An 18,528-nucleotide genomic window follows, 5' to 3' on the forward strand; every position below is an offset into this window, starting at 1 on the left:
CAACGAGAACGGGACTACACGATTTGATTCACGTGCGTCTCGTCGTCGAACTTGGCGGCGCCGGGCTCAACGTCCTGGGGAGCGGCGGCGTCGACCAGAGCCTGCTTGAGCTCGGTGTACTGACGCTCCACCTCGCCCTCTGCCCAAACCTGGTCGGCAATGGCGTCGACCTGGCAGGCGGAGAACTTGTCCTCGGGCGTGTGCGAGACCGGGTCGACCTTGTGCATGGTCAGCTCGTTGCACTTGCCGATCCACCACTGGTAGGTCATATAGACCGTGCCCTTGTTGATACGGTCGCTCACGTCGGCGCGGCTGTATACCTGGCCGCGGCGGCTGTGAATCGAGACGATGTCGCCGTTCTTGATGCCGCGCGCCTGGGCGTCCGCGGGATTCATGCGGACAAAGCCGGGCTCGTCGGCAAGCAACGCCAGCGTCTTGCAGTTGCCGGTCATCGAGCGGCAGCTGTAGTGGCCGACCTCGCGGACGGTGCACAGGATGAGTGGGTACTCATCGTCGGGAAGCTCGGAGGGCGCCTCCCAGTCGTGCGCCATCAGGTTGGCGCGGCCGTCCTTGGTGGTGAACTTGCCACCAGCGAACATGTCGGCCGTGCCGTGGTCGTTCACATCGGTGCTCTTGACGGGCCACTGGGCGTAGCCGCCCTCGGGGGCCATCTTCTCGTAGGTCGCGCCCACAAAGTTGGGGCACAGGCTAATGCACTCGTTCCAGATCTGCTCGGTGTTGTCGTAGTGCATGGGGTATCCCATACGCGTGGACAGGTCCGCGAAGATCTCCCAGTCGTGACGGCACTCGCCCTTGGGCGGAACGGCCGCGTCAAAGTGCTGGAAGCTACGGTCGGATGCGGTAAAGACACCCTCGTGCTCGCCCCAAGAGGTGGCAGGCAGGATGACGTCGGCGAGCATGGTCGTCTGCGTCATAAAGATGTCCTGGCAAATGAACAGATCCAGCTCGGAGAGCGTCTTGCGCATACCGGCCGAATCGGGCTCGGTCTGTACCGGGTCCTCGCCGTAGTTGTAGAAGCAGTGCACCTTGCCCTCGTCGACCAGGTGGCCCAGGTCGGTGAGCTTATAGCCCTCCTCGAGCGGGAGCTTTTCCTCGGGCACGCCCCAAGCCTTGGCAAACTTGGCACGCACAGCCGGGTCGGTGACCTTCTGGTAGCCAGGGTACAGGTTGGGCAGCATGCCCATATCGCAGGAGCCCTGGACGTTATTCTGACCGCGCACGGGCGCGAGGCCGGAATTGGGTTTGCCGATCTGGCCGGCAACGCAGGCGATGGAGGCGATGGTGTGCACCGTCTTCAGGTTCTGCTTCTGCTGGCATACGCCCATGCCCCAGCCAATGATGGCAGAAGGCTTCGCCGTGGCGTACATCTCGGCAGCTTGGTGGATCAGCGCGGGATCGACACCCGTGATGTCCTGTACGGATTCGGGAGTGTAGTTCTTGATGGTCTCCCACCACTCGTCAAAGCCGTTCGTGTGCTCGGCGACGAATTCCTTGTCGTAGAGGCCATCGTTGACCAGACAGTTGGCAAAGGCGTTGAGGAACGCGACGTTGCAACCGTTCTTGATCGGAAGGTAGATATCGGCGATACGCGCGGTTTCGATATGGCGCGGGTCGGCGACGATGATCTTGCAACCCTTTTCTTTGGCTCGCACGATGCGCCTTGCGACGATGGGGTGCGAATCGGCAGGGTTATAGCCGAAGAGGAAAATGCAGCCCGCATCCTCCATACCGGGGATGGAGCATGACATGCAACCTGAACCAACCGTGTCCATCAGACCGAGGACAGTAGGGCCGTGTCAAGTACGGGCGCAGTTGTCCACGCTGTGGGTGCCGATGCACGCACGCGTAAACTTCTGCATGACGTAGTTCGCCTCATTGCCGCCGCCTCGCGAAGAGCCGGTGGTCATGACAGCGTTAGGACCATATTCGTCAATTATGGCCTGCATCTTAGATGCGGTGAAATCCAGTGCCTCGTCCCAGCTTACGCGCTCAAGATCCGCGCCCTTGGTGCGGCGGATCATCGGGTGCAGTACGCGAGGAGTCAAGATCTTGGTGTCGTTGATGAAGTCGTAGCCGCTCATGCCCTTAAGGCACAGCTCGCCCTGATTGGTGATGCCGTTGAGCGGTTCGGTACCCACGACCTGGCCGTTTTGGACCAGGAGGTTAAACTGGCAACCGGCGCCGCAGTACGGGCAGATCACTTTATGCTTCTCCATGACACCCTCCTTCCTTTCTCTGCTACCGATTACTCGGTACGTATTTGACAATCGTTGGGCTTGTTTAGCCGCCCGCTTACGCCTCGTTTTCGATGGTGGCGCGGGCACGCTCGGCGGTCAGTTCCGCCAGGCGCTCCTCGTCTACCAGGGTGAGGCCCTTGGTCGGGCACGCCTCGGCACACGCCGGACCGCCGGGACGGTCCACGCACAGGTCGCACTTGAGCACGAAGCTCTTGGTCTGCGAACCCACGCGCACGTCGCCCATCAAGACGGGGACCTGCGTGGTCGCCACGCTCACGGCGCCAAAGGGGCAGGCCATGACGCAGCTCTTGCAGCCGATGCAGTTGTCCTCGTTGACGCCGATACGATGGTTCTTTGGATCAAAGAACAAGGCACCCGTGGGGCAGGCCTTGGCGCACGGGGCATCCTCGCAGTGGTGACATGCCACCGGCGCGGAGATCTCGTAGGTGCGCGTTACGCGCAAGCGAGGTGCGGCGATGTTGCCGGGAATATCGTGTGCCTCGATGCACGCCGCCATACAGGTTTGGCACCCAATGCAGCGTGAAGAATCAGCCACGACTCGTTTATTGCCCATGTTGTTCACTCCCTCCTGAATCCCATGCCAGAGAGACCCTGCCGACGTTGTCCCGGACCGCCCGTGGTCCGGCATCGGCGTATCGAGTGCATGCGGCGAAACAGGCACTTCGATAGAATTCCTCCAACGATATACAGGTTAAATATACGCAGTTGCAGGGGGCAAACTTGAGCATAGGCCCTGCAATACGGGTGTATTGCAGGGGTTTTGGCAGGTTGGAATTATTCTCTAGAAGCTATAAAGGTGAGTGTATTACATGCGTACATCCAGGGGAGATTTCACGCTCATTTCTGAAGGATGTAGTACGTTTGTAATATCGTTTACACTCAATTACTCTAGTGCAATAAAGTAGTGGTTGTAAGATTAGCTATTATTAGTCGATGCTGTATTTGACTATTCAAATTGCACGCTCATTAAGGGAGGCCAGTGATGTCATCGACTCAAAAACGAGCCATCCTGCAGGTGCGCATTCGCGAAGAAGACAAGCAGCATGCCGAGCGTCTCTACGACGCCATGGGCACATCGCTCGCCGAGGCCGTCCGTCTTTTTGTCGCGCAGAGCATTTTGATGCGCAAACTTCCCTTTCAGCCGGTCGCCGTGCGCTCAAAGGACGGCACCGCCGCCTATGGATCGCTCAAAGCATATGGGGACCCCAATCGCCGCTCCGAGGAGCGCAATGCCTGGATTGAATACCTTGCCACAGAAAGCGACGATTCGATTTTGGGTCCCGAGGAAGTAGATATCCATGAGTAGCACCATCATCGACAAAACCGTCATCCTGCGCTATCTGCTCGACGACGACGAAGTTCTGTCACCGCGCGCCGCAAAGGTCATCGCCACGCGCACCGCTCGCGTCTACCCCGAAATCATCACGCGCGTCGTGGTCACGCTGCGCGACGTCTATAAGGTTCCCCGCGTCGAGATTGCTGCGGCCATGAAAAGGCTGCTCGATGACGTCATGGTCGACGAGCCCACCGTTGTCGCCCTTGCCGTCAAACTCTTTGGCAAGACCCATATGGACTTTTCCGACTGCCTCCTCGCAGCCCGAACCGCCATCTACAACGATGATGTCGTGAGCTTTGGCAAGCCCATCATCCAAGGCATGATCGACTACCGCCGTAAACGCCAAACCGCCACCGACGCCCGCGACCGCGCCGCCGAAGCCCGCAGCCACGGCACCGACTCCACCATCGACAAGCTCCGCCACCACCCCCGCAGCTAACCCCATCCCCTCCTAAGTTGCGGTGAAATAGTTCCTGGTTTTAGGCTTATTCGAGCTTTTCAGGAACTATTTCACCGCAACTTTTTTTAAGGGCAGGTTTTAATACCGTCGAAAGGCCATTATCGACCGTTTGCCGATGTGCCCAGCTCCGTTATAAGCTCCTGACCTGCACCGTCAAGCTTTTGGTCAGTTCATGGCAAGGTCCGACAGAATGAATATGCGATAGCTTGATGTCATTCGTTCCCTCTCAATGCCTTGGGGTCGCCAATGAGTAACGATGACCGCTGTACTAAACCACAGGTAAAGCTATTCTTCTCGATATTCGAGGCTCATCATGACGGACGACTGTTTGTAGCTACGGAAAAATGGGATGAACGTTGCGCCTACGCACTCACGAAAAAACAATTGGTCGTTCGACTCTATAACCACGTATATGCCGACCCTGCATATTGGAATGACCTTGGTATAGAAGATCGAATCTTTCAGCTGGCATCCGCTATTGCGGTCGTTGAACCGGATGCCGTATTTTGTGGTGCAACGGCGGCACTGCTCTATGGCATCGGTTCTGCATATTCGCTTCTCGACAAGGTGCAAGTGCTGCTGCCGCGTTCCACCAGACGCGATATGTACGAATTCGTTGAATACCGACGCTGGCGGTCGGGCGACGTATGGCAGCTCGGCCCGTTTTCGTTAACGGATCCATATCGCACGGTGGTCGACATCGCCCGAACGAGCGCTTTTCGATATGCACTAGGCTATGTCGACGGGTTGGCTCGTGAGTACGGTGTCGAGCGTGAAGAATTGCGTGCATATGCACAAGCGAACTGCCGCGGACTGCACGGCATCGCGCGCGCATTTGACGTTTTTGAACACATGGATGGCAGATCGGATAACGGTGGAGAATCCGAGGCACGGGCGGCAATGATTCTGGCGGGAGTTGCCGCTCCCGAACTTCAGGTTGAAATCACTCGACCGGGAAACGCCGGCTATTATTTGGCAGATTACGGCTGGCAGATGCCAAACGGCTCTTGGGTGCTGGCTGAGCTGCATGGACTAGGCAAGTTTGAGGACGATGCCCAAAATGATCCGGAACATACTGCGGCAAAAACCTATCGAGCTGCCCTCATGCGCGACGCGAACCTACGTGCCATGGGCCACAACGTCATTCATTTCAAACTCTCAGACACCTACGATGTCAAAGCGCTCGGCTCCATGATGCGCGGCTACGGTATACCAACCACAAAACCCTACGCAGACTCCTGACCGGCTGCCCTCATCATCTCGACAACAGAACCCATCATCGACCCAGCCCGCTCGGCCTCAATAAGTTGCGGTGAAATAGTTCCTGGATAACAGCTTTTGTGGCTAATCCAGGAACTATTTCACCGCAACTTAGGAGGGGATGTGGGGTCCCGACATGTATATGAAAACGGCTCTGGTCCCAAAAGGAGCCAGAGCCGTTCGTCTATCTAATGGAGCGGGCGACGGGAATCGAACCCGCGTCATCAGCTTGGAAGGCTGGGGTTCTACCATTGAACTACGCCCGCAAGATATGGTCGGGACGACAGGATTTGAACCTGCGACATCCTGCTCCCAAAGCAGGCGCGCTACCAAACTGCGCCACGTCCCGAAGGTGTTGAGCAGCTAAGGTCTAAACCTTGCGTGTCCCAAAGCGAAGGAAATTATAGGTGAGACTCCCCGCCTGTGCAAGCGACGATACCCTAGCTCCTCGAATGTGCGACAAACCGGCTATGGAGCAGACCGATCACAAAGGCAACCACGGCAACCGGTGCCCACGCAGCGCCGATATCTGCCAGCGGCAACGCATCGAACGGTAGCCACGCGCCCGCAAAGAACGCATCGCGGACCGAAGTGATTACGCTCTGCACCGCGACAACGCCGCCGACCCAGACCCAAACCTGCGGATGTGCGTCGCAAAAGCCGTGCACCAGGCCCATCAGCACCAGCACAATGGCAACGGGATACAAGGCGTTGAGCATGGGCACCGAGAACATAAGGATCACGTCGAGGCCCACGTTGGAAAGCACGCACGAAAATGCGGCGAACACAAAGGCGAGAACCGCAAAAGGACGGCGCATGGCCTCCTCGGAAGCCTCCGCTCCCCCTTCGACCACATACGTCTCGCAGAAGTAACGCGAGCAGCAGCTGATAAGGCCGATGCACACGTTCATGCAGGCGAGGAAAAAGATCGCAAAGACCACGACCGTGCCGGCAAGACCAAAATGCATAGAGGCCGAACGCGCAAGGATAGCGGCGCCGTTGGTAGCGTCGGGCATCACGGTGCCGAGCTGCATACCGGCAAGGCCCAAGCCGCAGTAGATGATGGCCATGAGCACGCCGGCGATAACACCAGAGCGCGAAATCTCGAAGGCCACACGCTTGTCATCGGTAACACCCAGCTCATGAATGGTCTCGGCGATGATGATGCCAAAGGCGAGCGACGCGAGCAGGTCCATGGTCTGATAGCCGGTCAAAAAGCCCTGCACGGCAGCACCGGCATTATAGGGAGCCTGTGGCGCGGCAGCGGGACCCAGCGGCGAGACCACGGCAGCGCCCACGACCAATACGATAAGGGCGATGAGCGCGGGGCCCGTAATGCGGCCGAGTACGCGCGTGATGACGCCGGGACGCAGCGTGAGCGCAAATGCGACGATAAAGAACCCGACGGCAAACACCAGGCGAGCCGTGGCGAGCGAGACGCCCTCGGGCAGCAGCGGCACCAGCATCTCGAAGGCCGTGGAGCTCGTGCGCGGAATGGCCAGGCACGGGCCGATAGCCAGATACACCGCCGCGACAAAGAACTCGCCAAATTTGGGGTGCACGCGGCCGGCAAGCTCGCGCGCCGTTCCGGCAAGTGCCACGGCGATAAAGCCCATAACGGGCAAGCCGATGGCGGCGATGAGAAAGCCAAGCATGGCGACCGGCGTGGCAGAACCTGCCTGCAGCGCCAGCAGCGGCGGAATAATGAGGTTGCCGGCGCCAAAGAGCATCGAGAACAGGGCGATACCGACGGTAACGACATGGTCGGAGCGCAGGCCGCGCGGCGCGGATGAGGCCATGGGACCACCTTTCGGGTCGAAACAAAAACGGGACGGGCAAAAGGCCCATCCCGCAAGTATATACGCTTTAGTAAGCTAAATCGCGCAAAGCTTCAATCGCGGCGTCAACTTCCTCGTCCGTGTTGAAATACCCAAACGAGAAGCGAACGACACCCTGGCGCTCGGTTCCCAACGCGCGGTGCATGAGCGGAGCGCAGTGAGCACCGGGGCGCGTCGCAATCCCCCACCCTTGCATGAGCGCATCCGAAATCTCGGCAGAATCGATATCGCCCACGTTGAGCGAGACGATCGCCGAGCGTGTGGGCAGGTCAAACGCACCGTAGAGCTTAATCCCTGGAATCTCGCGTACACCGGCAAGGAAGCGATCAGCGAGCGCACGCTCGTGGGAAGCAATCGCCTCGACCCCACCCTGGGCCTCGATAAAGTCGAGGCCGGCAGAAAGGCCGGCGATACCGTGACCGTTGAGCGTGCCCGCCTCAAGGCGCGTGGGCCACTCCCGCGGCTGCAGCGCATCGAAGCTGTGCACGCCCGTGCCGCCCATGGCCCAAGGAGCCACGTCAATGCCCTCCGCCACGGCCAGGCCACCCGTGCCTTGAGGTCCCATGAGCCCCTTGTGGCCGGTAAAGCACACCACGTCGAGCCCCATGGCCCGCATATCGATATGCGCCGTGCCGGCAGACTGCGAGGCATCGACGATCACCAGCGCACCGGCAGCATGGGCCATAGCGGCCACGCGTGCAATGTCGACCGCGTTGCCGGTCACATTGGAGGCGTGCGTCACCACCACAGCACGCGTGCCCGGCGTGACCAACCGCTCGAGCTCATCGTAGTCGAGCACGCCGTTCGCGTCGCAGCCCGCGTGCTCAACGGTCACGCCCTGCTCTGCCGCCAGGCGGTTGAGCGGACGCAGCACGGAGTTGTGCTCGAGCACCGTTGTGACCACGCGGTCGCCGGGGCGCACCACGCCATTGATGACGGTGTTGAGCGCCGTGGTGGAGTTGGGCGTAAAACAAACATGGTCAGCACGCGGGCAGCCCAGCAAGCGCGCAAGCTTGGCGCGACAGCCGTGGATGGCACGCGCCGCGTCGAGGGCACCCGACGTGGCGCCGCGCCCGGCATTGCCGAGCGAGCACATCGCCTGCGTCACGGCATCGATGACCGCCTGCGGCTTGTGCATGGTCGTCGCCGCGTTATCCAGGTAGATCATCGCACGACCTCCCACATATCAATCACGGTATAGCCCTCGGTGGGAACGCCCGCCGCGGCAAGTTCGCTGCGCAGCAGCTCCTCATCGGCAGGCAACGCCTTCCACGCCAGACCGCAGCCGGCAGCGACCTCCCCGGGCACGGGAATCGTTCGCCCGGGAAGGCCGCGCTCGATGCACAGGGACTCGCAGCCCATGGCGGCCGCCGTGGTGGGAAACGTGATGACAAGCGCCGGGCGCTTCTCCCTCATGGCAACTCCAACCAATACGCTACGGGCGCACGACGCGCACGGCCTGCTCCATCTTCTCCACGATCACATACATGTTGGTGACCTCGCCCACCGCAAGCTGGTCTTTAATGCCATAGTGGTCGAGACAGGTACCGCAGGTGAGAATCTCGACACCCTGCTCGGCCAGGCCCTTCAGGTCGTCGAGCACTGGAGATCCCTCGACGGTCAGCTTGGCACCGCCGTTGTAGAACAGCATAGTCGCGGGCAGCTCCTCCTGCTGCGTCACGGCAAAGATGAAGGCCTTCATGAGCTTGTGGCCCAGCACGTCGTCGCCACGGCCCATGCAGTCGGTGTAGACGGAAATGACGAGCTTGCCCTTGCCGGCGCTGGCGTCGCAGAAAGCGGCACCGTCCTGCTCGGGGTCCGCAACGGCCACGGCACCGGCGGTCGCGACACTCACGTGCCACTCGGCGTTCGAGATCTTCTCGACCGAAGCCGTGCAGCCCTTCTCCTGCGCCATCTTGGAGATGTTCTTGACGGCGGTCTCGTTGTCGACCGAGGTCACCACGGCACCCTCGCCATCAAGCTGTTTGAGTGCCTTAAGCGTCTTGACGACGGGCAGCGGGCAGGCATCGCCCATGGCATTGACTTCAATCTTGATAGACATAGCAAAATCCTTTCGAAAGAACCGTTCTAGAGAACGGTAAACAGTTACATAAACGTGCGGGCTAGCGAACAACGCGAACAGCAGGACCGCCCGGCTCCGCCTCGCACACGCGGCCGATTGTGGCGGCAACGCGACCTTCGGCATGCAGACGGCGCGCGAGCTCGTCCACATCGGCAGCAGGCGCTGCGATGAGCAGGCCGCCCGAGGTCTGCGGATCGTACAGCGCATCCAACATGCCCGACTCCAGGTCCTCGTCGGCAGCCACACGCGGGCCAAAGAAGTCCTGGTTGCGGTAGGAACCCGCGGGGATAATGCCCAGACGCGCCATATCGAGCACCTGGTCAAAGAGCGGCACCGCCCCCGACGCGAGCTCAATCTGCACGCCCGAGCCCTCGGCCATCTCGCACGCGTGCCCGATCAGGCCAAAGCCCGTGATGTCGGTACAACCGTGAAGCTCGAGTCCCTCGGCCAGACGAATCGGGGCCTCGTTGAGGGTGCGCATCGAGTCAAACACGGCTGTGGCCTCGTCCTGCTCGATGAGTTCGCCCTTAATGGCCGTGGTGATGATGCCCGAGCCGATCGCCTTGGTCAGCAGCAGAACATCGCCCACGCGTGCGCCGCTGTTGGCGAGCATGCGGTCGAGCGCGACAAAGCCGCTCACGGACAGGCCGTACTTGGGCTCGTCGTCGTTGATGGTGTGGCCGCCCGCGATGGCGCAGCCAGCCTCGACGCACTTGTCGGCGCCGCCCGCCAGAATCTGGCCGGCGACCTCGATGCCCAGGCAGCTCGGGATGCACAGCAAGTTCATGGCATGGCTCGGCCGCCCGCCCATGGCGTAGATGTCCGACAGCGAGTTGGCCGCGGCGATCTGGCCAAACAGGAACGGGTCGTCGACCATCGGCGGGAAGAAGTCGATGGACTGCACGAGGCCCAAGTTGTCGCCAACGCGGAAGACGCTTGCATCGTCGGAGGTATCGAACCCCACGAGCAAGTTGTCGTTATGCACATTGGGTAAATCGCCCAGGACCTGGGCGAGGGCTCCGGGGGCCAACTTAGCGGCTCAACCGCTCGCGGCCGTCATGGACGTGAGCTTCACGAGTTCGTCAGCCATCGATTCCTCCTCTCATAGGTCAATCAGTTCCTCCCAGTATACGCATGGCGGCGCCGAGAGCGGGCGATTTATCGCAAGCCCCCTACGCGAGCGCCTGTGCGCGAATCGCCGCGCCGATGGCACCGGCAAAGCGAGCCTGGGGCGAGGTGGTCACCGGCGACCCCAGTAGCTCGCCCAACCGCTCCACAACGTAGGCGTTCTCGCACAGGCCACCGGTCAGGTAGTACGGGGCGGGCGCGGACTGCCCGGCCATGGTCGCCACGCGCGAGACCACGCTGTCGATCACGCCACGTGCGATGTTCTCGCGCGGCTCACCGCGACCGATCAGGCTGATAACCTCGCTTTCGGCAAACACCGTGCACATGCTGCTGATCTTGGTGGGCTCGCCGGAACGCGCCAGGTCGGCCATCTGCTGCTGGGAAATGCCTAGGCGGTCGGCCATAATCTCCAAAAAGCGCCCCGTGCCGGCGGCGCACTTGTCGTTCATGGCAAACTTGGCCACGCGGCCACTTTTAAGCTGAATGACCTTGGTGTCCTGGCCGCCCACGTCAATCACCGTGCCGTGATCGCCAAACAGGCGCACAGCACCGGTGCCGTGGCAGGTGATCTCGGTCACGACCTTGTGCGCATAGGGCACGGCGACACGGCCGTAGCCAGTCGCGATCACGCGCACGTCGTCGGCTGTCACGCCATAGCCGGCCGCTGCCAGTGCCTCGCGCAGCCGCTCGGAAGCATCGACCGAGGAGAACCCGGTGGGCTGCACGCACGTCCACGCCACCGAACCCTCCCCATCGACCACGGCAGCCTTAGCCGCCGTAGACCCGATATCGATCCCGATCCCTATCATGGCTCTCTCCTAATCCAAACATCAAAGACAGCGGCGCGTTCAGGCGCCTTAGCTCTAGGTTTCTCAGGTGCCGGAGGTTGCCCCGAAAGAGGAGCGCGGCGTACTTTGGTACGCAAGCGACGGTTTGAGGGGCAAGATCCGGTGCCTGAGGAAGCTAGAGGGTTTCGATGAAGGCGGCGATGCGGGTCTCAATCTGGCCCATGTCGCCGTTGCTGTAGTCGGTCTCGATCTTCATATACGGAATACCCGCACCCTCGACAGCCTCCTGCATGCGCGCACTCTCCACGTTAAAGGTGTGGCACGCCTGCAGCACGCTCTCCACTACGCCATCGACATGATACTTCTCGCACATGGCCAGCGTGTTTTCCATACGACCGTCGTTGGGCGTCATGACCGAGCAGTTGATATCCAGGTAGCGGTCGGCGATGGCGCGCAGGATGTCGGGAGCCTCCGGGTCGATCATCATGGCCGCCGTGCGCTCGCCCGAGCAGTCGTCCATGCACACGACCACACCGCCGTTGGACTCGATGGTGCGGCCGATCTTGTTGATCACGCCGCCCACCGGGCAGCCGGTGATCAGAATGCGCTTGGCATCCGCCGCGACCGGGCGCTCGCCCGCGTCGTAGGCCTCGCGCAGCTTGGCGACCTTTTGCTCCAGCCGCTGCGTATAGGCCTCGATATCAAAGCTGAACGTACCGGCAAACATGGTGCTCATCAGGTCGACGCCGCTCATGGCCGCCGGCTGGTTAGCCTGCAGTGCAAACATCTCGAGCTGGGCCGCACGCAAGCGGTTGCGACGACGGACGGCAGCGCGCAGGTCATCGTCGGTAATCGTGATGCCGTAGAAGCCCTCGAGCTCCTCCTTGAGCAGGCGGCACTCCTCGTACCAGCCATCACGCTCGTAGGCACGATCGCGACCCTGCGGAAGATGCAGAATGTGCGTGCGCTTGAGCTCGTTTAAGAGCTCGTACATCTTCTTCTTGCCGTCGCAGGTGGTCTCGCCGATGATCATGTCGCTAAAGTACGTAAACGGGCACTTTTGCGAGTAGGCAAAGCCGTACGTCGATTTGATGAGCGGACACAGATTTGCCGGCAGCACCTTCTCGGCCTCGGGAATCACCTCGTCGGACGTGCCGCACAGCGCCACGCTCGCAGCCCCCGCGGCATCGATAATCTCGAGCGGCGTGTAGCTGCACAGAAAACCGACCAGGCGATTGCCGGCCTGCTTGTAATCCTTGACGCGAATAAACGCCGCCTTGCGTTGCTCGTTGAACTCCTCAAACGTGCGCGGCAACGGCTGCTCAATATTTTCCGACATATAACTCCTAAACCTTTTAACCAACCAAGGAAGCGGCTTTCCCAGGTTCCCGAGGTTGCCGTGAAAGAGGCGCGCCGCGTACTTTCGCACGCAAGCGACGGTTTGAACGGCGAGATCGGGTGCCTGGGAAAGCCGCCGGGACGGATAGCCCTAAATGGTTTCCAAGAAGGCCTCGATCCTGGTTTGCAGTTGGCCTGCATCCTCACCGGCGTAGTCGGTCGTGATGTGCATAAACGGAATGCCGGCTTCCTCGGCGGCCTTCTCCACGGCAAACGACTCCATCTCATAGAGCGTGCAGAACTGCAGGGCCACGTCGACAATGCCGTCGGCATGCAGGTCCTTGGCCATCTGGACAATGTCCTTCATACGCTGGTCGTTGGGCGTAAAGACGGCGCAGTTGATCTTAAAGTAGCGCTCGGCGATGGCATCGAGCATCTCATCCACCGTCTCACCGGACTCGTCGACCAGGTCCTTGTAGTAGCGCGAGCCCGTGCAGGACTCCTCGCCTACCACAACGCCGCCGGCTTTCTCGATGAGGTTGAACAGCTTCCAGTTGGGCACGGCCATGGGCGTGCCGGTGTACAGAATGCGCTTGGTCCCCTTGGGCGCCACGCCCTCGCCGGCCTCGACACGCTGCTCGCACTCAGCCGCCATATCGTTAATGGCTCCGGTCAGACGTGGCGTGTCGTCCATAAAGGCGGCCTGAACGGTCAGCAGGCTGTCAAGACCGCTGATGGGCGCAGGGTCGGCAGCGCGCGTGGCAGCGAGGCGCTGCAGGGCGCGACGCTTCTCATTGACGGCGTGGATGGCGGCCTTCAGACGCTCAGGCGTAATCGTGACGCCGCACTCTTCCTCGATCTTGGCGGCGAGCTTCTTGACCTCGGCCTTCCAGGTCACGAGCGTCGACTCGTCGTGTACGTTGGGAATATCCATGACGTACATGTTCTTTTGCGTGGCAAAAAACTCGTAGGCTTTCTTCTTGCCATCGCAGGTGTTCTCGCCTACCACCAAGTCACTCGACTCAATGTAGGGGCAGACCTCGCCCAGCTTAAAGCCGGCAAAGCTCTTGATAAGCGGACAAGTGTTGCGCGGCAAGTGCTCCTCGACCTTGTCCGTTGCCCAATCGGCGCCCGAGCACAGACCAACGGGAATGCCGTCACAGGCAAGCACGATCTCCTCGGGCACGTAGACGCAGAACGAGCCCACGATCTTGGTGGCCTCGCCGGCCTCCTTCTTGTCGAGCATCTCCTTAATACGGCCGCTGTGGATGTTGGTGGCCACAAAGTCCAGGTAGGACGTGGACTTGGGGCGATTGTTCTGCGTCAAGAACATATCGCCGTACATCTGGCCCACGGCGCCCAGCAGCATGTCGTGGTCGGCAAGATTCATGCCGAGGCTCTCCCACATCGGATGGAAATCAAATTCTTCAGCCATGACGGTTCCCCTCTCGAACCAAATATGAATAGCTACGGTATTGCTGCACGGTGGGTGGCGAAAACCCAGCCGCGCCTAAACCCGGGATTTTGGGGAACCTGCTTTGCGGTCGATTATTTAGCTGTGCGTCGTCTCTCCCGGAGCCGTGAACATACTTGCTCATATGCGACTCCGAGCCATATACAGGGCGCGCGCGGCAACGCGGCGAATATATGTCGTCTGCGGCATGTGCGCACCCTCCTTTACAAGTTGAGGTCAACTATATCAACGGTCATCGACCATGCGAACACCGTTGACATTCGTACGACAGCGTCGTGTTCCGTCATTCAATAAATTATTATCTTGATTGATAAGAGTTTGTCATCCCTCATTCGGCGAACGGCAAAAACAAAGCCGCCGAGGCTTATATCCCCCGACGGCATTACCCGGCACTATCGACAAACCAAATGAATCCTGCTCGCATCAAAATGCATGCGCAGCGTCTCGCCTGCTTGCGGTAGCTCGTCGACAGGCATCCTCACCTTGTTGACCTTCCACTGCAGACGCGTGGACGCATCGATGCGCGGCACATCCAGCAGCACCAGCCGCTCAAAGCGCGAATCGCTCACACGGGCCACGTGCAAATCGTAGCTGTTGCGGCCCCGCTCAGCACGATTGTCAACATGGAAGTAGCTTGCGCGAATCCCCAGGTACGCCACATCATCGGGAACCTCGTGTCCCACGTTAAAGGTCATGCCCCAGTCGAGGGCCTCAACTTCTTCGTCGTCGATCTTGCGCGCTCGGCTTGTATTCTTGCAGCCCGTAAGGCGCAGTGCCGCCAACGTCTGCGGGCGGCGGACCACGTCCTCGACGGAGCCGATCTCCTCAACATGCCCGTCGTGCATCACGCAGATGCGCTCGCACAGACGGCACGCTTCGTCGATGTCGTGGCTCACGTAGAGCACGGTGCGGCTGCAGACATCGAACAGGTCGAGCATGTTCTGCTCGAGGGCGCTCTTAAGGTAGGCATCGAGCGCGCTCATGGGCTCGTCAAACATAAAGATGCCTGGGTGCGCCGCCACCATGCGCGCGAGCGCCACGCGCTGCTGCTGGCCGCCCGAAAGGCGCGCGGGATAGCGGTCGGCGAAATCGGCTAGGCCAAAGATGCCCAGGTAAGGCTCGGCAAGTTGCCTGCGCGCCGCGGCGTCGCCCGCATCCTTTACGCCGGCGCACACGTTATCGGCCACCGTCATGTTGGGAAAGAGCTGATAGTTTTGGAACAACAGAGCGCATTTGCGCTCCTGGGGCGACAGGTTGATGCCCGCCGCCGAATCAAAGAAGGTTACGCCGTTGACGACGATCTTGCCCTTGTCGGGCGTCTCCACGCCGGCAATGCAGCGCAAGGTGCAGCTCTTGCCGCATCCGGAGGCGCCGAGCAGCGCCACGCGCTCCTCGCCGGCTTCGAGTTGGATGTCGAGGGTGAACCCCGAATAGCGCTTTTTGATATCCAGAACAAGCGACATGGCTTATCGACCTCCCTTTGCGACCGTATCATCGCGCATGAGCTCGGCCAGCGCCTCGCGATCGATACGCAGCGCATCGCCGCCGACTGGGTCGAGCGAATCGGCCTGGCCACACAGCTGCTTGGCCTGTTTGCGCTCCGCGCGGGAGAGACCACGCTCGCGATACTTTTGCGAATGCGCCGTGTACATGTTGATGAATAGGATGACCAGGAAGCTGAACGCAATTACGACCACGACCCAAAAGAGGGCCACCGACGTATTGCCGCCCATCCACTCAAAGTAAATCGCAATGGGAATGGTCTGCGTAATACCGGCGTAGTTGCCCGCAAAGAACAGGGTGCAACCGAACTCGCCCATGGCACGCGCGAAGGCGAGCACCGTGCCGGCGGCGATGGAGGGCCAGCCGAGCGGCATCATGAGCTTGGCAAAGACGCGACGTTCGGACCACCCCAAGGTTCGCGCGGCATCGAGCATCTGCGTGTCAAGGCTCTCAAATGCTCCGAGCGCCGTGCGGTAGACCAGCGGAAACGACACAACGACGGCCGAAATGACCGCCGCGGGCCACGTAAAGACGATCGAGATGCCGTGCGCGATGAGCCACTGGCCCACCCCGGTCGAGCGGCCAAACAGCATGAGGAGCAGAAAGCCGCAGACCGTGGGCGGCAGCACCATAGGAATCGTAAAGACCGAATCGAGCAGGCCCTTGATGCGACTCGAGGTACCCATGGTCTTCCACGCGGCGAACAGACCCAGCGCAAAGGAGATCAGCAGGGCAAGGCCGCTCGTTTTAATGGACACCCAAAACGGGCGATAGTCGATGTCGCCTAAAAAGGAGGCCAGAGAGGTCAAGGGCCCCTGCTCATCCCGCAACACGACAGACGATGCTTCAACCATTTGAGCGCTATCAAGCCAACGCGCGCCGCCCTTGGCATCACCCGAGGCTGATGCAATCACCACATAGCGGTCCCCATCCTCACCGCGCTCGTCAAAGCCATAGGTATACCCGCCGGCATCAAACGTTGTTTCCGCCGTGACATACCAAGGAAGATCCACGTCCCCTAGCTGCGCGCCTCCCATGCAGTTTGCGCTGTCGAGCTCACAGACGAGGGCCTTGAGACCCGATACGCACTCGTTATCCTGCGGATCCAATCCATACTTCTCGACCGCCTTGGGCGATATCCACGCCACAACGCGATCGGCAGCAGGCGCCACTACAAGGTCCACGTCCGCGTCAACGGGAAACCGGTAGCCCTCAGGCTGGCCCTCCATAGCACGAGCGGTCCCCCTGGCCAACCGCTCAAAACCCTCGATCCCATAGGAAAGCCCATGAGCGGTCGCAGCAACCTGGGCCCCGTCCCCAGTGTCCCCAGCAAACGCAAATCCCGGCACCCAGCAAAGCGCGAAGGTCAAAGCACAGGCGACAAGCATGCGGAATCTATTAAGCACGAAAAGCTCCAAGCGAATACAAGGACGGAGTGAAACACAAAACGATGGAATTATCGCGCCAAGCCGCACTACGCGGAAAGCTCAAAGCCGTACTTAGCCCAAATCTTCTGCGCCTTCTTGTTGGTCAGACAGAAGTCGATGAACGCCTTGGCCTCGTCGGCGTGCTCGGAGCTCTCGGCAACGGCACCCGGGTACACGATGGGCTTGTGCGAATCCTCGGGGCACACGAAAGCCTCCTCGATGCCCTCGTAGCGGAAGATATCGGAGCTGTAGACAAAACCGGCCACGCAGTCGCCTGTGGACACATAGGCGGCGGCGGTACCAACTTTGTCGGCCAGTGCGACCTTGTCGGCGATCTCGGGAGCGTACTCGCCGTCGTCGCCCTCGGCGCCGGTATAGAGGCCCACGGAGGCCAGGGCCTGGTTGGCGTACTTGCCGGCGGGAACGGTCTTGGCATCGCCAATGGCGATCTTGCCGTCCAGATTCGCGACGTCGGCGATGGCCTCGACCTTGGTGTCGGAGCCCTCAGCGCGAATGATCACGAGGTCGTTGACGAACATATCCTCACGCGTGTCGGCATCGACGAGCTCGGCGGCCTCGGCGTCGTCCATGGTGCCCTTGGAAGCGGTGATGAGTACGTCGACCGCAGCACCGGCACGCATCTGCTCGACAAGGTCGCCAGACGCCTTAAACTGCGTGTCGGCAAACGTGGTCCCGGTCTGCTCGGTGTAAAGCTCTTGGACCTCGGGCAGAGCCTTCTCGAGCGAGTTGGCGGCAAAGACCTGCAGCTCGACGGTTTCCTTCTTGGAAGATGCCTTGGCGGATCCGGCATCGGAGCCAGTCGACTCAGGTGCCTTATTGCCGGAGCACCCGGCAAGGCCAAGGCCGGCAGCGGCAACAGCAGAAAGCGAGACGAATCCGCGGCGAGAAACCATATCGAACATGTTCAACCCTTTCGAACGGTACGCCCGGGCGCCCACCGCGAGCTTTGTTCTGTTACTAGATTATACTTTCGCGCGAATAATATCAGTTATAAAGATTTCTCGTCTGATAATTTTCTTTTATCAATAACCACGAGACGGCCCGCACTGTCGCTGCATAAAAAAGGCGGAGCAGCCCGTAAGGTCGCCCCGCCGCAGGTAAACCGCTTAGTTGGCGTGCCCGCCGCCCGCCGTCATCTGGGCCGCATGCTCCAGCTGGTCGCTCACGGCCTCCCAGCTTTCGCGGGCCGCTTTCGTGGATCCCGGAAAGTTGATGACAAGCGTATACCCACGCTGCATGCACACAGCGCGCGAGAGCATAGCGCGGCGCGTCTTGGTCATGGAGTACGCACGGATTGCCTCTGCAATACCCGGCACATCGCGGTCGCAGACGGCACGCGTCGCCTCAGGCGTCACATCGCGCATCGAAAGCCCCGTGCCGCCGCAGGTGAGCACGACATTGGCGTGGCACTCATCGGCGGCTTCCACAATGGCATCACCGATTTCGCTGACGTCGTCGCGCACGACCGCATGTGAGGCGACCGTCCAGCCCTGCGCCTCGATAAGCTCCTCGAGTGCAGCTCCAGCCTCGTCCTGGGCAAGATCGCGCGTATCCGAGCACGTCACGATCGAAATCTTCAGTTCCATAGCATTC

17 protein-coding genes and 2 tRNA genes are annotated in these 18,528 nt (G+C 60.6%); 3 read left to right on the plus strand and 16 right to left on the minus strand.

Annotated features, from left to right (window positions below; all coding sequences use genetic code 11):
* Positions 1–14 precede the first annotated feature (14 nt).
* The gene (fdhF, locus tag DW892_RS03880; RefSeq protein WP_117765827.1) at positions 15–2,237 is read right to left on the minus strand and encodes a formate dehydrogenase subunit alpha; all 2,223 of its coding nucleotides are present in this window, start codon (positions 2,235–2,237) and stop codon (positions 15–17) included.
* Between the two features lie 76 nt (positions 2,238–2,313).
* Positions 2,314–2,832 carry a 4Fe-4S dicluster domain-containing protein gene (locus tag DW892_RS03885; RefSeq protein ID WP_022095206.1) on the minus strand — a complete coding sequence of 173 codons (519 nt, stop codon included), beginning with the start codon at positions 2,830–2,832 and terminating at the stop codon, positions 2,314–2,316.
* Between the two features lie 429 nt (positions 2,833–3,261).
* Here DW892_RS03885 and DW892_RS03890 point away from each other — a divergent pair, with 429 nt between their 5' ends.
* The 3 genes from DW892_RS03890 to DW892_RS03900 all read left to right on the plus strand — a co-directional run bounded on the left by DW892_RS03890 (position 3,262) and on the right by DW892_RS03900 (position 5,317).
* Entirely contained in the window at positions 3,262–3,585 is a 324-nt protein-coding gene (locus tag DW892_RS03890) for a type II toxin-antitoxin system RelB/DinJ family antitoxin (RefSeq protein WP_117765829.1), read from the plus strand.
* On the plus strand, positions 3,578–4,054 hold the full coding sequence (locus tag DW892_RS03895) for a PIN domain-containing protein (protein ID WP_187364976.1): 477 nt from the start codon (positions 3,578–3,580) through the stop codon (positions 4,052–4,054). The genes DW892_RS03890 and DW892_RS03895 overlap by 8 nt, the downstream gene beginning before the upstream one ends.
* Before the next feature lie 267 nt (positions 4,055–4,321).
* Positions 4,322–5,317, plus strand: coding sequence for a hypothetical protein (locus tag DW892_RS03900; protein ID WP_117765831.1), 996 nt, complete (start codon positions 4,322–4,324; stop codon positions 5,315–5,317).
* 210 nt (positions 5,318–5,527) lie between these two features.
* Here the strand turns inward: DW892_RS03900 and DW892_RS03905 are convergent.
* The 14 genes from DW892_RS03905 to DW892_RS03970 all read right to left on the minus strand — a co-directional run bounded on the left by DW892_RS03905 (position 5,528) and on the right by DW892_RS03970 (position 18,521).
* A tRNA-Gly gene (locus DW892_RS03905) sits at positions 5,528–5,601 on the minus strand.
* A gap of 6 nt (positions 5,602–5,607) precedes the next feature.
* Positions 5,608–5,684 (minus strand) — tRNA-Pro (locus DW892_RS03910).
* 91 nt (positions 5,685–5,775) lie between these two features.
* Complete coding sequence (gene brnQ, locus DW892_RS03915) at positions 5,776–7,134, minus strand: branched-chain amino acid transport system II carrier protein (RefSeq protein ID WP_117765833.1); 1,359 nt, start codon at positions 7,132–7,134, stop codon at positions 5,776–5,778.
* 67 nt (positions 7,135–7,201) lie between these two features.
* Positions 7,202–8,341, minus strand: a complete 1,140-nt coding sequence (locus DW892_RS03920) for an aminotransferase class V-fold PLP-dependent enzyme (RefSeq protein WP_117765835.1) — start codon at positions 8,339–8,341, stop codon at positions 7,202–7,204.
* Positions 8,338–8,589, minus strand: a complete 252-nt coding sequence (locus DW892_RS03925; RefSeq protein WP_117765837.1) for a DUF3343 domain-containing protein — start codon at positions 8,587–8,589, stop codon at positions 8,338–8,340. Before DW892_RS03925 ends, DW892_RS03920 begins: the two co-directional genes overlap by 4 nt.
* A 19-nt stretch (positions 8,590–8,608) precedes the next feature.
* A complete protein-coding gene (gene yedF, locus DW892_RS03930; protein WP_117765839.1) occupies positions 8,609–9,235 on the minus strand; it encodes a sulfurtransferase-like selenium metabolism protein YedF in 627 nt (208 codons plus the stop codon).
* Between the two features lie 61 nt (positions 9,236–9,296).
* The gene (gene selD / locus DW892_RS03935; RefSeq protein ID WP_117765841.1) at positions 9,297–10,346 is read right to left on the minus strand and encodes a selenide, water dikinase SelD; all 1,050 of its coding nucleotides are present in this window, start codon (positions 10,344–10,346) and stop codon (positions 9,297–9,299) included.
* 82 nt (positions 10,347–10,428) lie between these two features.
* Positions 10,429–11,193, minus strand: a complete 765-nt coding sequence (locus tag DW892_RS03940; RefSeq protein ID WP_117765843.1) for an acyl-CoA dehydratase activase — start codon at positions 11,191–11,193, stop codon at positions 10,429–10,431.
* A gap of 154 nt (positions 11,194–11,347) precedes the next feature.
* On the minus strand, positions 11,348–12,511 hold the full coding sequence (locus tag DW892_RS03945) for a double-cubane-cluster-containing anaerobic reductase (protein ID WP_117765845.1): 1,164 nt from the start codon (positions 12,509–12,511) through the stop codon (positions 11,348–11,350).
* Positions 12,512–12,661: 150 nt separating this feature from the next.
* Positions 12,662–13,945 carry a double-cubane-cluster-containing anaerobic reductase gene (locus DW892_RS03950; RefSeq protein ID WP_117584066.1) on the minus strand — a complete coding sequence of 428 codons (1,284 nt, stop codon included), beginning with the start codon at positions 13,943–13,945 and terminating at the stop codon, positions 12,662–12,664.
* A 431-nt stretch (positions 13,946–14,376) separates the two neighbouring features.
* The gene (locus DW892_RS03955) at positions 14,377–15,447 is read right to left on the minus strand and encodes a sulfate/molybdate ABC transporter ATP-binding protein (protein ID WP_117765847.1); all 1,071 of its coding nucleotides are present in this window, start codon (positions 15,445–15,447) and stop codon (positions 14,377–14,379) included.
* Positions 15,448–15,450: 3 nt separating this feature from the next.
* Entirely contained in the window at positions 15,451–16,716 is a 1,266-nt protein-coding gene (gene modB, locus DW892_RS03960; protein ID WP_233546804.1) for a molybdate ABC transporter permease subunit, read from the minus strand.
* Positions 16,717–16,961: 245 nt separating this feature from the next.
* Entirely contained in the window at positions 16,962–17,837 is an 876-nt protein-coding gene (gene modA / locus DW892_RS03965) for a molybdate ABC transporter substrate-binding protein (protein WP_117765851.1), read from the minus strand.
* Positions 17,838–18,041: 204 nt separating this feature from the next.
* Positions 18,042–18,521, minus strand: a complete 480-nt coding sequence (locus tag DW892_RS03970; protein ID WP_117765853.1) for a molybdenum cofactor biosynthesis protein B — start codon at positions 18,519–18,521, stop codon at positions 18,042–18,044.
* Positions 18,522–18,528: the final 7 nt, after the last annotated feature.

The organism is Collinsella sp. AM40-7AC (assembly GCF_003468125.1).
GTDB lineage: Bacteria > Actinomycetota > Coriobacteriia > Coriobacteriales > Coriobacteriaceae > Collinsella > Collinsella aerofaciens_O.

Excerpts from the sequence above, each read along its gene's own strand:
- DW892_RS03885 (WP_022095206.1), bottom strand. The coding sequence starts at position 2,832 with ATGGGCAATAAACGAGTCGTGGCTGATTCTTCACGCTGCATTGGGTGC.
- DW892_RS03890 (WP_117765829.1), top strand. The coding sequence starts at position 3,262 with ATGTCATCGACTCAAAAACGAGCCATCCTGCAGGTGCGCATTCGCGAA.
- DW892_RS03955 (WP_117765847.1), bottom strand. The coding sequence starts at position 15,447 with ATGTCGCTTGTTCTGGATATCAAAAAGCGCTATTCGGGGTTCACCCTC.
- DW892_RS03920 (WP_117765835.1), bottom strand. The coding sequence starts at position 8,341 with ATGATCTACCTGGATAACGCGGCGACGACCATGCACAAGCCGCAGGCG.
- DW892_RS03925 (WP_117765837.1), bottom strand. The coding sequence starts at position 8,589 with ATGAGGGAGAAGCGCCCGGCGCTTGTCATCACGTTTCCCACCACGGCG.
- yedF (WP_117765839.1), bottom strand. The coding sequence starts at position 9,235 with ATGTCTATCAAGATTGAAGTCAATGCCATGGGCGATGCCTGCCCGCTG.
- DW892_RS03950 (WP_117584066.1), bottom strand. The coding sequence starts at position 13,945 with ATGGCTGAAGAATTTGATTTCCATCCGATGTGGGAGAGCCTCGGCATG.
- modA (WP_117765851.1), bottom strand. The coding sequence starts at position 17,837 with ATGTTCGATATGGTTTCTCGCCGCGGATTCGTCTCGCTTTCTGCTGTT.
- modB (WP_233546804.1), bottom strand. The coding sequence starts at position 16,716 with ATGGAGGGCCAGCCTGAGGGCTACCGGTTTCCCGTTGACGCGGACGTG.
- DW892_RS03970 (WP_117765853.1), bottom strand. The coding sequence starts at position 18,521 with ATGGAACTGAAGATTTCGATCGTGACGTGCTCGGATACGCGCGATCTT.
- DW892_RS03895 (WP_187364976.1), top strand. The coding sequence starts at position 3,578 with ATGAGTAGCACCATCATCGACAAAACCGTCATCCTGCGCTATCTGCTC.
- brnQ (WP_117765833.1), bottom strand. The coding sequence starts at position 7,134 with ATGGCCTCATCCGCGCCGCGCGGCCTGCGCTCCGACCATGTCGTTACC.
- DW892_RS03945 (WP_117765845.1), bottom strand. The coding sequence starts at position 12,511 with ATGTCGGAAAATATTGAGCAGCCGTTGCCGCGCACGTTTGAGGAGTTC.
- DW892_RS03940 (WP_117765843.1), bottom strand. The coding sequence starts at position 11,193 with ATGATAGGGATCGGGATCGATATCGGGTCTACGGCGGCTAAGGCTGCC.
- DW892_RS03900 (WP_117765831.1), top strand. The coding sequence starts at position 4,322 with ATGAGTAACGATGACCGCTGTACTAAACCACAGGTAAAGCTATTCTTC.